The organism is Amycolatopsis nivea (assembly GCF_004522235.1).
Lineage (GTDB): Bacteria > Actinomycetota > Actinomycetes > Mycobacteriales > Pseudonocardiaceae > Amycolatopsis > Amycolatopsis nivea.
This window is the reverse complement of record NZ_SDLT01000013.1, coordinates 156,280-169,604: the sequence shown is the minus strand read 5'-3', so window position 1 is coordinate 169,604 and position 13,325 is coordinate 156,280. Positions and strand designations below refer to the sequence as shown.

Here is a 13,325-nt window from a genome sequence, read left to right as displayed (position 1 = left end):
GGAATGGTATAGACCAAGTCACCTGCTGTCAGCGGGGTGGAGACCACGCTCACGCGCGGGGTCTCTCGCCTGTCCCGTTCCGTCCAGCTTCGCGCGCATCGTTGCCCCCGGCTCCGTCGGTGCCCGACAGCGTATACCCCGAGGCCACGGTTTTCTCGATGGTCCACAGAGGACTGGTTTAGGGGTTGCTCACGTCCGGTAGCCGGTGAATACCGGCAGTGAGGCCGGCCGCGCCCAGCGCCACGGATTTCGCCCCGTGCCGGGAGAGCCGGATCGCCACCGGTTCCCCGGACAGCAGCGGCTGTTCCGCCAGCGCTTCCCGCAGCGGTTTCTCCAGGAGCGCCCAGGACCGGACCACCGAGCCGCCGAGCACGCAGGTCGCGAGGCCGAGCAGTCCGGCCGCGTGCGCGATCGCCTGGCCGAGGAACCGGCCCGCGTCGGTGAACACCGCTTGAGCGGCTCGATCCCCGGCGAGCGCTTCCCCGGCGATCGCTTCCGCGGTGCGGGTCCGGCCGGTCGCTTCGGCATAACGGCGGGCCAAGGCGCGTCCGGACGCGTACGCCTCGAGATGTCCGATCTGCCCGCAGGTGCAGAGTTCCTCCCCGTAGCGGCCGACGTGCCCGATCTCGCCGGCCCCGGTCGCGCCGCCGTACAGCAGCCGCCCGTCGACGAACAGCGCGCCGCCGACCCCGGTGCCGACCGCGACGCCGAGCACGTTCCGCTCGCCCGGCAGCAACTCGCCGAGCAGGAATCCGTCCACGTCGTTGACGGTGCGCACCGGCACCCCGCCGAGCCGGGCGGACAGCTCGGCGTTGACCGGCGTGCCCGCCCATCCGGTGAACGAATCCCCGGTGACCAGCACTGTTCCGGTCACTGGGTCGACAACGCCCGCCGCTCCGACGCCGACCCCGGCGAGCGCCGCGTGGTCCGGCACCAACGAGCTGATCAGCTCCGCCGCGCGGTCGAGGATCGCCGCGCCGCCCCGGTGCGACTGCGACGGGGCGGACGCCGAACCCAGTTCCCTTCCTTCCTCGTCGCACACCACCACCAGGGTTTTCGTCCCGCCGATGTCGACTCCGGCCCGCAATCCGGTCACGCTGCGGGGTCCGCGCCGGCCAGCGCCTCGCGCCGGCTCCGCTGCAACTGCGGATCCGGCACCGGCGAGGACAGCAGCAACGCCTGCGTGTACGGATGTTCCGGCGTGCGCAGCACCGTTTCCGCCGGGCCTTCCTCCACCAGTTCGCCCGCGCGGAGCACCGCAACCCGGTCGCACAGGCTGTCCACCACCGCGAGGTCGTGGCTCACGAACAGGCAGCCGAAGCCGAACTCGCGATGCAGCCGCCGGAACACCTCCAGCACCGCTGCCTGCACGGATACGTCCAGCGCGCTCGTCGGTTCGTCGGCGATCAGCAGCTTCGGGCCCAGCACGAGGGCGCGGGCGAGGCTCACGCGCTGCCGTTGCCCGCCGGACAGCTCGTGCCCGTACCTGCCCAGCAAGCTTTCCGGCAGCTCCACCGCGTCGAGGAGTTCGCGCACCCGCCGCTGCCGCTCGGCGCGACCGGCCGAGGTGTGGACCACCAGCGGTTCGGCGACGGTCTGCGCGACCGTCATCCGCGGGTCGAGCGACGACGCCGGGTCCTGGAACACCGCGCCGATCTGCCGCCGGACCGCCCGCGCCGAGCGGCCGGTGCCTTTCGGCAGCGGTCCGCCGAGCACTTCGACGGTGCCGGATTTCGGCGTGACCAGGCCCAGCGCACAGTTCCCGAGCGTCGTTTTCCCGGAACCGGATTCGCCGACGAGCCCGACAATCTCACCGGCTGAGACGGACAGGGAAACGTCGTTCACCACCTGGCGTCCGCCGTACTCGACCGCCACATTCGACAGCGCGAGCACCGGCTTCGGGGTTTCCCCGGCCGCCGGTTCGTGCGCGAACGAACCCAGTTGCGGAACCGCGGCCAGCAGTTCCCGGGTGTAATCCGCCTTCGGCGACGAGAACAGTTCCGTCGCCGGGGCTTCTTCCACGAGCTTGCCGTTCCGCAGGACCGCGACGCGATCTGCGACGTCGGCGACGACCCCCATGTTGTGCGTGATCAGCAGCGTCGCGGTGCCCTCGTGTTCGCGGATGTCGCGCAGCAGGTCGAGAATCTGCTGCTGCACCGTGACGTCGAGCGCCGTGGTCGGCTCGTCCGCGATGATCAATTGAGGCCCGGCCGCGAGTGCGATCGCGATCATCACGCGCTGCCGCAGACCGCCGGACAGTTCATGCGGGTACTGCTTCAGCCGCGCGGCCGGTTCCGGGACGCCGACGCGGTCGAGCAGTTCGGCGCACCGGTCGTAGTAGCGGCGGTGGCGCAGCTTCTCCGGGTCGTGGTTGCGGATCGCCTCGGCCAGCTGGAAACCGATGGTCCGCAACGGGTTCAGCGCGGTCATCGGTTCCTGGAACACCATCCCGGCGGCCGGGCCGCGCAGTTTCCGCAGGTCCTCGCCGCGCAGATCGAGGACGTTCTGCCCGGCCAGCTCGATCGACCCGGTGACCCGCGCCGAATCCGGCAGCAGCCCGAGCACCGCGAGCGCGGCCGTGCTCTTGCCGGAACCGGACTCGCCGACCACCGCCACGATCTCGCCGGGCGCGACCGAAAGGCTCAGCCCGTCGACCGCCGCCGTACCGCCGGAATACGACACCCGCAGGTCGCGGATGTCCAGCACTGCTTCGCTCATCGTCGCCCCTTCACCGCGAACGCGTCGCGCAGCCCGTCGCCGAGGAAGTTGATCGCGCACACCACCACGACGATCGCGATGCCCGGCGGCAGGATCAGCCACCACGCGCCGTCGAAGGTGTAGGTAATTCCTTTGGAGAGCATGGCTCCCCAGTCGGTGTCCGGCGCCGGAACGCCGAGGCCGAGGAAGCTGACGTACGCCACGAGCAGGATCGCGTCGGCGATCTGGAACGTCGCGTTCACCACCACGGTGCCGATCGCGTTCGGGATGATGTGCCGGAACACCACGCGCGTGCGGCTCGCGCCGAGCACGGTGATCGCCCGGATGTAATCGCGTTCGCGCAGGCTCACCGTTTCCGCGCGCATCAGCCGCGCGGGCACCAGCCACGACACCGCGCCGATCAGCAGTGCCAGCACGCCGACGCTCGGCGTCACCAGCGTCGCGGCCACCAGGAGCAGGAACAGCGCCGGGATCGCGACGCCAGTGTCGACGATCCGCATCAGCACGGTGTCCAGCCAGCCGCCGGTGTACCCGGCGACCGCGCCCCACACCGCGCCGATCGCGGTCGCGATGAGCCCGGCGAGCACGCCGATGATCAGCGACGTCCGTCCGGCGACCATGAGCCTGCCGAGCACGTCGTACCCGAGGTCGTCGGTGCCGAGCAGATGTCCGCCGCCCGGTCCGAGGCGCGCCGAGGCGAGGTCGGTGTGCGACTGGTCGGTGCCGTAGAACACCGGTCCGAGGAAACAGAACGCCACGACGAGCAGCAGCAGGACCGCGCCCACGACCGCGGATTTGCGGGCAAACAGCCGCGAAAGGACAGTCACGACCGCGCTCCCTTCACCCGCACCCGCGGGTCGATCGCCAGCTGGACCAGGTCCGCGAGCAGGGAGCCGAGCACGGTCGCCACGGCGATCACGAGCACGACGCCCAGCAGCACCGGGAAATCGGCGGTGCGGGTCGCGGTCCAGAACAGCAGGCCGATGCCGGGGTAGTTGAACATCGATTCGACGACCAGCGAACCGCCGAACACCACCGGCACGTAATAACCGAGCATGGAGACCACCGAGGTCAGCGAGTTCGGCCAGACGTGCCGCCAGATGATCGTGCGCTCCGGCGTTCCCTTGGCCCGCGCGGTGCGCACGAAGTCCTCGGACAGGCTGTCCAGAGTGGACGCTCGCATGTACCGGCTGAACGCGGCGAGCGCGGCTCCGGTCCCGGCGAGCACCGGCAGCACCAGCGCACCTGGCTGGGACAGCAGTTCGCCGATCGTCTCGCCCTGTGCGGCCTGTGCCGGGAACCACGGCAGGACCTGCGCGAACAGGATGATCAGCACCAGGGACAGGAAGAACACCGGCGTCGCGTAGAGCACGAAGGTGATCGCCGTGGTGAGGACGTCCGCGGTGCGGCCGCGGCGGACCGCTTGCCACACGCCGAGCGGCAGCGCGACGAGGATCGCGAGCGCGGTGGACAACACGGTGAGCAGCAGGGTTTTCGGCATCCGCTCGGCGAGCAGGGTGCTCACCGGCGAGTTCTGCGTGTACGACTCGCCGAGGTCGCCCTGGAGCAACCGCAGCAGGTAATCCCAGTACTGCACCGGAAGCGGCTGGTCGAAGCCCTGTGCGTGGTTGAACGCGGCGATCTGCGCCTCGGTGGCCTTCACGCCGAGTACGCCGCGGGCCGGTCCGCCGGGCAGCAAATGCAGCAGCACGAACGTCACCACGGTGACCAGCAGCACGACCACGACGGCCAGTACGAGCCGGCGGAGGATGTAGCGCGTCATGTCCTCACCTCGTCCAGAACCAGCGTTGCGGGAGCAGCCCGGCCATCGGGTCCTGGGTCACGCCGTGCAGCGCGGTGTCGATCGCCGACACCTGGTACGGCGGATTCGGCAGCCACAGCACCGGAAGCTGCTCGGCCAGATAAGCGCTGTACTCGAGCATCGCCCGGTTGTCCGACGCCAGGTTGGTGGCCGCGATCAGCTTGTCCGCCTTCGGATCGGTGTAGCCGCCGAAGTTCGTGCCCGCGCCGGTCGCGAACAGCTCCTCGCCGCTCGGGTTCGCCGGGAAGTACCAGCTGCCCTGCGTGCCGAAGTAGGACAGCTGCCAGCTGCACGACGGGTCCTCCGGTTTGCACGTGGTTCCGTTGGCCAGCACGGTGTTCAGCGGCTGCGCGTTGATCTTCATCTCGATGCCGGCCTTCGACAGCTGCGAGCGCAGTTCCTGCATGGTGCCGTCGGTTTCGTCGGAACCGGACTCGGTCAGCATGGTCAGCGACAGCCGGGTGCCTTCGGCGATGCCCTCGCCGCATTTCGCCGGGTCCGCGCAGAGGAGGACGCCGTCGGAACCGGGTTTCCAGCCGTGGTCGGCGAGCAGTTGCCTCGATTTGTTCAGGTCGAACGGGTACGGATTGGTCTTTTGCTTGGGCGACAGGTACTTCGTGTCGTTGTCCTGCGGGACCGGGCCGTAGCCGACGCGTGCGGCGCCACGCCAGATCACCGAGGTGATGGCGTCCTGGTCCACCGCGTGCTGGATCGCCTGCCGCACGTACAGATGGGAGAACACCTTGCCCAGCTTCGGATTGTTGAAGTTGTACGGCGAATACGTGATGGACCAGCCGTTCCACGGTTCGACCCGGTAGCCCTGCTCCTCCAGCTTCGAGCGCTGGCCGAGGTTCGACGTCGGCAGGTACCCGTAGTCGAGGCCGCCGGCGCGGAGCACGTTGTACTCCGCCGACGGACTGGTGAAGGTCAGGAACCGGACAGTGTCGAGCTTCGCCGGATCCGGTCCGGTGTACTTCGGGTTCTTCCGCAGCGTCACCTCGCCGGACGTGCTGAACCCGGCCAGCGTGAACTGTCCGTTCACGACCTTCCACAGTGGATTCGTCGCGTACGTGCCGAGCTGTTTCGCTTGGCTGACCAGGAAATCGAAGACCTGTTTCGCACCGTCCGGGGTGCGGTCGTGGTCGCCGACCGGACCCGCGGCGCTCGTGCGGTCCCACGCGTGCGGCATCGGGACGATCAGGCTGAGCTGATTGGCGGTGAACCAGTCCGGGTTGTACGCCTTGTCCAGGGTGAACGTGAAGGTGCGGTCGTCCACGGCGTGGAAGCCGACGATGCTGTCCGGGATCGAGCCCTTCGAGTACTTGCCCCACTTGTCCTTGCCCGCCCGGGCGAGGTTGAGCCAGAACTCGACGTCGCGGCTGGTCAGCGGCTCGCCGGTGGACCAGGTCAGCGGCTTGAGCGTGATGGTCACGGTCTTGCCGTCGGGGGAGTAGCTCGGCACGTTCGCGGCGCTCGCGGCGTCGTCGAGGGTGACCGAGCCGGAACTGCCGTCGTAGCTGTACAGCGGCACGTACATGGTCGACCGGATCATGCCGTTGTACGACCCGCCGTAGCCGGGGAGCGAAAGCGGCATGATCCAGTTCGGCGTCGCCGACGGGGGCAGCGCGAACCGCACGGTCCCGCCGGTTTTCGGGGTGCCGGAACCGCCGCCGTGCGGTTCCCGGCTCGCCGCGCAGCCGGACAGCGCCAGCGCGGCGGCGAGCGTGACCCCGAGCGCGGCGCGCCACGGGCGTCGAGCCATTCGCATCACTTCCAACAACTCTGATGAAAGACCAGTGCCAGGTGCTATGCCGCGTCCTGACTGTCGGGTAATCTTGCACGCGAGACGGGAATTGCCAAGAGTCCTTTCGCACAGTTTAGTTACATCAATCGTGATGAAAGAGGTGACGCGGTGGATCCGGCCGGACCGCTGCGGGTGTTTTGGCTGGTCGCGCACGGCCACGCGAGGTCGCGCATGGACCTGGCGCGTGCGCTGGGCCTGCCGCAATCGACGGTGTCGGTGCGCACGCAGGCGCTGATGTCCGCCGGCGTGCTGAGCGAATCCGGCGAGGGCCGGTCCGCGGGCGGGCGGCGGCCGAAGCTGCTGTCGGTCAACACGGAGTTCGGTCATGTCTGGGGCGCTGACGTCGGCTCCCGGCACGTGCGGATCGGCGCGCTCGACATCGCGGGCAACCTCCTGGAAGTGCACGAGCGTCCGCTGGACATCAGCCAGGAGCCGCGCGAACTGGTCGCCGGGCTCGCCGCCGCGGTGCGCGATGTGATGGCGGGCGCGGATTGCCCGGGCCGCGCGCTCGGTCTCGGCGTCGCGTTCCCGGGTCCGGTGGATGTCGACGCGGGCACCATCACGCTGCCGTCGCGGATGCCCGGCTGGCGCGGGTTCGCGGTCCGGGACGCGCTGGCGGAGCACTTCGACCTGCCGGTGTTCGTGGACAACGACGCGAACCTGCTGGCGTTGGGCGAATCCGTGGCGGGCGCGCCCGGCCGGACGCTGCTGGTGGTGAAGGCCGGTACCGGCATCGGGTCCGGAATAGTGCTGGGCGGCGAGCTTTACCGCGGCCGGGCCGGAGTCGCGGGCGACATCAGCCACGTGCGCGTGCCCGCCGCCGAGGACCGGCCGTGCACCTGCGGGAACCGTGGCTGTCTGGAAGTGGTGGCCAGCGGCGCCGCGCTCGTCGCGCAGTTGCGGGCGCAGGGTTTGGAGCTGGAGACCACCGCGCAGGTGATGGCCACCGCGGAAGACGGACATCCCGAAGCGACCACGGCCGTGCGGCGCGCCGGGCTGCGGCTCGGCGAGGTGCTGGCCACGGTGGTCAACTTCAGCAACCCGGACGAGGTGCTGCTCGGCGGCGCGCTGTCCGGTTCGGAAGCGTTCGTCGCGGCCGTGCGCGGTGCGTTGTACGAACGGTGCCTTCCCTTGGCTACCAGGGAACTGCGGATCGACCGGGTGCGGTTCGGTGCGGACGCGGGACTTTGCGGCGCGGGCGCGCTCGCGCTGGACGCGGTGTTCGAGCAAGCGATCAAACGGAGTGGACGATGAAGAAGCTGCGGGTCGGGATCACCGGAATCGCCATCGAATCGAGCACCTTCTCGCCGCATCGGTCCACAGTGGACGATTTCCGGGTGTTGCGCGGGGACGAGCTGCTTGGCCGCTATGACTTTCTCGACGCGGACTGGGCGGCCGAGGTGGAATGGGTCCCGCTGATGGACGCGCGGTCGCTCCCAGGCGGTGCGGTCACCGAGGAGGCGTACGCCGAGCTGTCCGGGGAAATCCTGGACCGGCTGCGTTCGGCGGGTGAGCTGGACGGGCTGTTCTTCGACATCCACGGCGCGATGAGTGTCGTCGGACGGTCCGATGTGGAGGCTTCGCTCGCACAGGAGATCCGTTCGATCCTCGGTCCGGACGTGCTGGTGTCGGCGTCGATGGACTTGCACGGCAACGTTTCGCGCGAACTCGTCACCGCGCTGGACCTGATCACCTGCTACCGGATGGCTCCGCACGAGGACGCGTGGGAGACCCGCGAACGTGCCGCGCGGAACCTGGTGTCGCGGTTGCGGTCCGGCGATCGGCCGAAGAAGGCTTGGGTGCAGGTTCCGGTTCTGCTGCCGGGGGAGAAGACCAGCACCCGGCTCGAACCGGCGAAGAGCGTTTACGCGGCAGTGGATTCCGTCGAAGCGCTGGACGGAGTTCTGGACGCGGCGATTTGGGTCGGCTACGCGTGGGCGGACGAACCGCGCTGCCAGGCCGCGGTGGTAGTGATGGGCGACGACGTTCCGTTGATCACGAAGGAAGCCGAGCGACTGGCTCAGTCCTATTGGGACGCTCGCCACGACTTCGCTTTCGTCGCCCCGACCGGCACCCTGCAGGAATGCCTCACGCAGGCGGTCGCTTCGACCTCGAGGCCGTTCTTCATCAGTGATTCCGGGGACAACCCGACCGCCGGCGGTGCCGGGGACACGTCGTGGAGTCTCGACGTCCTGCTGAACACACCGGCCATTGTGGACTCTTCGCTGACCACTTTGTACGCGGCCATTGTGGACCCGGAAGCCGTCGCTACGACGGTCGAAGTCGGCATCGGCGCGACGATTTCTGTTGAACTGGGCGGAAAAGTCGACTCCGGTCCGCACGGTCCGGTCTCGCTCACCGCACAGGTGGCCGCGATCGACGTCGACGACCCGGTCGCCGGAACCGCGGTGGCGCTGGCTGTCGGCGGCCTGCGGGTGATCGTGACCGCGCGCCGCAAGCCGTACCACCTCGAATCCGACTTCCACGCGCTCGGCCTGCGCCCGCGCGAGGCGGACGTGGTGATCGTGAAGATCGGCTACCTCGAACCGGAGCTGTACGACATGGCCGCGGACTGGCTGCTGGCCCTCACCCCCGGCGGCGTCGACCAGGACCTGCTCCGGCTCGGCCACTCCGGCATCGTCCGCCCGATGTTCCCCTTCGACGCCGACATGGCGGCCCCCTCGCTCACCCCAGAGGTCTTCTAAACACTCTCCGTAGCAAGCGCCGAGGCGGTCTGTAACTCGCCTCGGCGCTGACCTGTGTTTCCTGCTGCAGGCTTGACAGGCAGGCATTTGCCTGCCTTACTGTAAGTGTGCAACCTGACCTGGACAAAGTGTTCAAGGCGCTGGCGGATCCGACCCGCCGGTACCTGCTCGACCAGCTGCGCGAGGACAACGGGCAGACGCTGGGCGAGCTGTGCCGCCGGCTGGAGATGACGCGGCAGTCCGCGACCCAGCACCTCGCCGTGCTGGAGGCGGCGAACCTGGTGAGCAGCGTGCGCCGCGGCCGGGAAAAGCTGCACTACCTGAATCCGGTGCCGCTGCACGAGATGCAGGAGCGGTGGGTGGACCGGTTCGAGCAGCCGCGGCTGCGGATGCTCAGTGCCGTCAAACGTCGAGCAGAGGAAGCCATGAAGCCGAGTTTTGTGTATGTAACCTACATTCAGAGCACGCCGGAGCAGGTGTGGCACGCGCTCACCGACCCCGACCTGACCGGGCAGTACTGGGGCCACCGCAACGAATCCGATTTCAAGCAGGGTTCGCGCTGGGCGCACGTGCGGACCGACGGGTCCGGGATCGCCGACGTCGAGGGCGAGGTGCTCGAGTCGGTCCCGCCGAAGCGCCTGGTCACCACCTGGTACGACCCGAACGGCCCGAAGGACCAGGAGCCGTCCCGCGCGACGTTCGACATCGAACAGCACGAGGGCATCGTCCGGCTGACCGTGACGCACGAGGACCTGCCCGACGAGAAGGCGCACCAGGACGTGTCCGGCGGATGGGCGGCCGTGCTGTCGAACCTGAAGTCGCTGCTGGAGACCGGGCACGTGCTGCCGCAGGCTCCGTGGGAGATGCCCTGACCGACGCGCGGGAATAGACCAGGGGCGAGGTGCGTTGGGGTCTCGTGAGTGGCAATGCCGGTTCTAACCGGGATAAACGCTCACGAGGCCCCTTTCGCTTGTGCGGCCGGAACCGATGCGCTACTCTCGGCGCATACCCCAGGAAGTCGGCCCCGCCGCCCCGGGGTTCCGCCCTCTCCGTCAGCGTGAGTCAACGCGACGGGAATCGGCGTCTTTCCCGAAGCCCGTCGCCTGACCCGCTTCGTCTCATCCGGCGGTCCGCTTTCCGCGTCGACTGTCACTGCTCAAGGAGCCATAAACCATGACACAGCAAGGAATTCTCGATATCCACGGCAAGACCGCCACCCTGGGCTACGCCCCCGGCGGCCCGTCCGTGCCGCTGTCCCTGATCCGCACGCACGGCCTGCGCCGCGGCGACGAACTCGTCCTCGACGACGGCGAACTCGTCTCGGTCAACGGCCGTCCGCCCGGAGAACGCCGTCCCGATTTCGACCGGCTCACCCCCGTTCACCCGGATCAGCGACTGGTCCTCGAAACCAGCAGGCACCAGCTCACCACGCGCGTCCTGGACCTGGTCGCCCCGCTGGGCAAAGGCCAGCGCGCGTTGATCGTCGCCCCGCCGCGCACCGGCAAAACCACTGTGCTGCAAGCGATCGCGCAAGCGGTCGCGGTCAACCACCCCGAGGCACACCTCATGGTGCTGCTCGCCGACGAACGCCCCGAAGAAGTCACGGACATGACCCGCTCGGTGCGCGGCGAGGTCGTAGCGTCCACTTTCGACCGCAAGCCCGCCGAACACACCGCTGTCGCCGAACTGGCTCTGGAACGCGCGAAACGCCTGGTCGAAACCGGCCGCAACGTCGTGCTGCTGCTGGATTCCCTGACCCGCCTGGGCCGCGCGTACAACCTGGCAGCCCGCACCTCAGGTCGAATCCTGTCCGGCGGCGTCGACGCCAGCGCACTGCACCCGATGAAGAAAATCCTAGGCGCGGCAAGGAACATCGAAGGCGGCGGCTCGCTCACCATCATCGCCACCGCACTGGTCGGCACGGGTTCTTTGGCGGACACCGTGTTCTTCGAGGAACTGAAAAGCACCGGCAACTCGGAACTCCGCCTGGACCGCATGCTCGCCGACCACCGCGTTTTCCCCGCGGTAGATTTCTTCGGCTCCGGCACCCGCCGCGACGAGCTGATCGTCCCGCCGCAGGAACTGGCCGTGATGAACGAGGTCCGCCGCGCACTGTCCACTCAGGACCCGAAGCGGGCCGCGGAACAGTTTCTGGAACAGGTCCGCACGACGAAGTCCAACGCGGAATTCATCGCCCGGGTGAACGCTTCCCTGGCTGTTCCGACTGCCGCGGCCGCCTGAGTTGGAGACCGAACGCCTCCGGCTCACCCCGATCGGTCCGGCTCTTGCCGACGAGCTGTACCGGCTTCACTTGGACCCTGGCATCGCCCGCTGGTACGGCCAATGGACCCGCGCCGACGCGGAAGCCCACGCCGCGGAGATCGGCCGAAGCTGGCAACGCGACGGCGTAGGCAAATGGCTGGCATACCACCGAGAATCGGGAGAACTCCTCGGCCGAGGCGGACTGTCCTATCAGGACGTCGACGGCGCGCGACGGCTGGAAATCGGCTGGGCGGTGCGCGAGGAGCGCTGGGGAAACGGCTATGCGACCGAGATCGGCCTCGCTGGCCTGGCCCGCGCACGAGACCTCGGCGCAGCGGAAGTCGTCGCCTTCACCGAGGTGTACAACGCCCGTTCCCGCGCGGTGATGGAACGGCTCGGCTTCGCTTACCGCCACGATTTCCCGCACCGAGGCGAGCCCTTCGCGCTCTACGCAATCTCCTTCGGCAGCCCCGCCTAGAAAACGGCGAACCATCCTCAGTCGTGAGCAGATGGCCGCCCCTCCCGCGCGACCATCTCCTCGAGCCGACCGAAGCACTGCGCCCGACCAACCTGTCCGTCCTCACCAGAGCACAGGTCAGGGAATTGTCACCAGCCACCGATCCGACCGCCGGCGCAGGTAGCCCCACCAGTACGCGGCCGAAACCACCAGCACCCCGGCCGTGATCGCCAGGTCCAGCAGGCTCTGCGACACCAGCACGTAGCCGAGCGCCAGCACCGCGACCACGGGCACCACCGGCCACCCCGGCATTCGCCATACCTGCGGACGCCGGTGCGCCGGTCGCCGCGCCCACAGCACGCTCACCGAGATCGCCAGGTACAGCGCGACCACAGCCACCCCGGTCACGCCGCTCAGCGTTTCCACCGGCACGAAGCACAGCACCGCTTCCGAGACGCCGACCACGAGCGTCGCCACCCAAGGCGCGCCGAACCGCGGGCTCACCACGCTCAACGCGCGATTCACCGGCTCCGGCCAAGCGCGATCCCGGCCCGACGCGTACAGCACGCGCGAGTTCTGGATCACCATCACGATCACCGCGTTCACGATGGCCGCCGCGATGCACAGGCTGATGATCGTGCCGAACGTCGAACTGCTCCAGCTCACCACGAGCGCGGTCAGGTCGAGGTCCTGCAGCGTCGCGAGATCCGGCACGCCCAGCGTGATCGCGATGACCGGCACCAGGATCACGACCGCGCTGACGCCGAGCGTCCAGAACACGGTCCGCGACACCGTCCTGTGCGGCTCCCGCATCTCCTCCGCCAGATACACCGCGGTCGAGAAGCCCTGCACCACGAACAACGCCACCGCCAGTCCGGCGATCACCGAGACCAGCGCGATCGGATGCACGCCGTCCATGCTAGGCCGCACGAGCACCGCGGCCGGCCGGTCGGTGTGCGCGAAGCCGAGCACGGACACCACCACGATCGCGACGATCTCGATCACCAGGAAGATCCCAGTCAGCCAGGCATTCGACCGCAGGTTCACGAGGCCCATCCCGGTGGACGCCAGCATCACCAGCGCGCCGGCCACCGACGGATCGACGTGCACGATCACCGACAGGTAGTCGGCCACCCCGATCGCGATGATCGGCGGCACCACCAGGATCACGATGAACGACAGCATGAAGGTGATCCACCCGGCGAACCGGCTGACCACGGTGGACACCATGGCGTACTCGCCGCCCGAACTGGGCACGAGCGTGCCGAGTTCGGAGTAGCAGAACGCGATGCCCACGCACAGCAGCACGGCGAGCCCGATGGCCAGCGCGGTGCCGGTGCCGAGCGAGCCGAACAACGGCGGGACGAGAACGAACAGGGACGACGCGGGAGTCACGCAACTCAGCGTCAGCAAGGTACCGCCGCCGACGCCGATCGATCTGGTGAGCGAGCGGGGCGCGGGCGAACCGGCGGCAGTGTCGGTCTGGACGGGGACCGGATGAGGCGGCATGGGGATCCCTCCGTCGGCGGCGCTGGAATTCGACGGATGGAACAGGAC

11 protein-coding genes are annotated in these 13,325 nt (G+C 68.8%); 5 read left to right on the top strand and 6 right to left on the bottom strand.

Annotation, left to right across the window (positions count from 1 at the left end):
* Positions 1 to 178: 178 nt before the first annotated feature.
* The 5 genes from EIZ44_RS17950 to EIZ44_RS17930 are packed head-to-tail and all read right to left on the bottom strand — an operon-like array spanning position 179 to position 6,302.
* Positions 179 to 1,096, bottom strand: coding sequence for an ROK family protein (locus EIZ44_RS17950; protein WP_134729854.1), 918 nt, complete (start codon positions 1,094 to 1,096; stop codon positions 179 to 181).
* A complete protein-coding gene (locus EIZ44_RS17945) occupies positions 1,093 to 2,718 on the bottom strand; it encodes a dipeptide ABC transporter ATP-binding protein (RefSeq protein ID WP_134729852.1) in 1,626 nt (541 codons plus the stop codon). Before EIZ44_RS17945 ends, EIZ44_RS17950 begins: the two co-directional genes overlap by 4 nt.
* Positions 2,715 to 3,545, bottom strand: coding sequence for an ABC transporter permease (locus EIZ44_RS17940; RefSeq protein WP_037815136.1), 831 nt, complete (start codon positions 3,543 to 3,545; stop codon positions 2,715 to 2,717). Before EIZ44_RS17940 ends, EIZ44_RS17945 begins: the two co-directional genes overlap by 4 nt.
* On the bottom strand, positions 3,542 to 4,501 hold the full coding sequence (locus EIZ44_RS17935) for an ABC transporter permease (protein ID WP_037815134.1): 960 nt from the start codon (positions 4,499 to 4,501) through the stop codon (positions 3,542 to 3,544). The genes EIZ44_RS17940 and EIZ44_RS17935 overlap by 4 nt, the downstream gene beginning before the upstream one ends.
* 4 nt (positions 4,502 to 4,505) lie before the next feature.
* The gene (locus EIZ44_RS17930) at positions 4,506 to 6,302 is read right to left on the bottom strand and encodes a peptide ABC transporter substrate-binding protein (protein WP_134729850.1); all 1,797 of its coding nucleotides are present in this window, start codon (positions 6,300 to 6,302) and stop codon (positions 4,506 to 4,508) included.
* A 150-nt stretch (positions 6,303 to 6,452) separates the two neighbouring features.
* Between EIZ44_RS17930 and EIZ44_RS17925 the strand changes: the two genes are divergently transcribed.
* The 5 genes from EIZ44_RS17925 (at position 6,453) to EIZ44_RS17905 (ending at position 11,789) form a co-directional block, all read left to right on the top strand.
* Positions 6,453 to 7,598, top strand: coding sequence for an ROK family transcriptional regulator (locus tag EIZ44_RS17925; protein WP_240691341.1), 1,146 nt, complete (start codon positions 6,453 to 6,455; stop codon positions 7,596 to 7,598).
* Positions 7,595 to 9,049, top strand: coding sequence for a M81 family metallopeptidase (locus tag EIZ44_RS17920; protein ID WP_134729846.1), 1,455 nt, complete (start codon positions 7,595 to 7,597; stop codon positions 9,047 to 9,049). The genes EIZ44_RS17925 and EIZ44_RS17920 overlap by 4 nt, the downstream gene beginning before the upstream one ends.
* 107 nt (positions 9,050 to 9,156) lie before the next feature.
* Positions 9,157 to 9,921, top strand: a complete 765-nt coding sequence (locus tag EIZ44_RS17915; RefSeq protein WP_240691340.1) for an ArsR/SmtB family transcription factor — start codon at positions 9,157 to 9,159, stop codon at positions 9,919 to 9,921.
* A 301-nt stretch (positions 9,922 to 10,222) separates the two neighbouring features.
* Positions 10,223 to 11,290 (top strand): transcription termination factor Rho, encoded by a 1,068-nt coding sequence (rho, locus tag EIZ44_RS17910; protein WP_134729844.1) that lies wholly within the window; start codon positions 10,223 to 10,225, stop codon positions 11,288 to 11,290.
* A gap of 1 nt (position 11,291) precedes the next feature.
* Positions 11,292 to 11,789: a GNAT family N-acetyltransferase gene (locus tag EIZ44_RS17905; protein ID WP_205673199.1), complete on the top strand. Its 498-nt coding sequence runs from the start codon at positions 11,292 to 11,294 to the stop codon at positions 11,787 to 11,789.
* 117 nt (positions 11,790 to 11,906) lie between these two features.
* On the opposite strand, the gene EIZ44_RS17900 is transcribed toward EIZ44_RS17905, so the two are convergent.
* Positions 11,907 to 13,277, bottom strand: a complete 1,371-nt coding sequence (locus EIZ44_RS17900) for an APC family permease (RefSeq protein WP_106961400.1) — start codon at positions 13,275 to 13,277, stop codon at positions 11,907 to 11,909.
* Between the last annotated feature and the right edge of the window lie 48 nt (positions 13,278 to 13,325).

Excerpts from the sequence above, each read along its gene's own strand:
- EIZ44_RS17945 (WP_134729852.1), bottom strand. The coding sequence starts at position 2,718 with ATGAGCGAAGCAGTGCTGGACATCCGCGACCTGCGGGTGTCGTATTCC.
- EIZ44_RS17935 (WP_037815134.1), bottom strand. The coding sequence starts at position 4,501 with ATGACGCGCTACATCCTCCGCCGGCTCGTACTGGCCGTCGTGGTCGTG.
- EIZ44_RS17930 (WP_134729850.1), bottom strand. The coding sequence starts at position 6,302 with ATGGCTCGACGCCCGTGGCGCGCCGCGCTCGGGGTCACGCTCGCCGCC.
- EIZ44_RS17920 (WP_134729846.1), top strand. The coding sequence starts at position 7,595 with ATGAAGAAGCTGCGGGTCGGGATCACCGGAATCGCCATCGAATCGAGC.
- rho (WP_134729844.1), top strand. The coding sequence starts at position 10,223 with ATGACACAGCAAGGAATTCTCGATATCCACGGCAAGACCGCCACCCTG.
- EIZ44_RS17900 (WP_106961400.1), bottom strand. The coding sequence starts at position 13,277 with ATGCCGCCTCATCCGGTCCCCGTCCAGACCGACACTGCCGCCGGTTCG.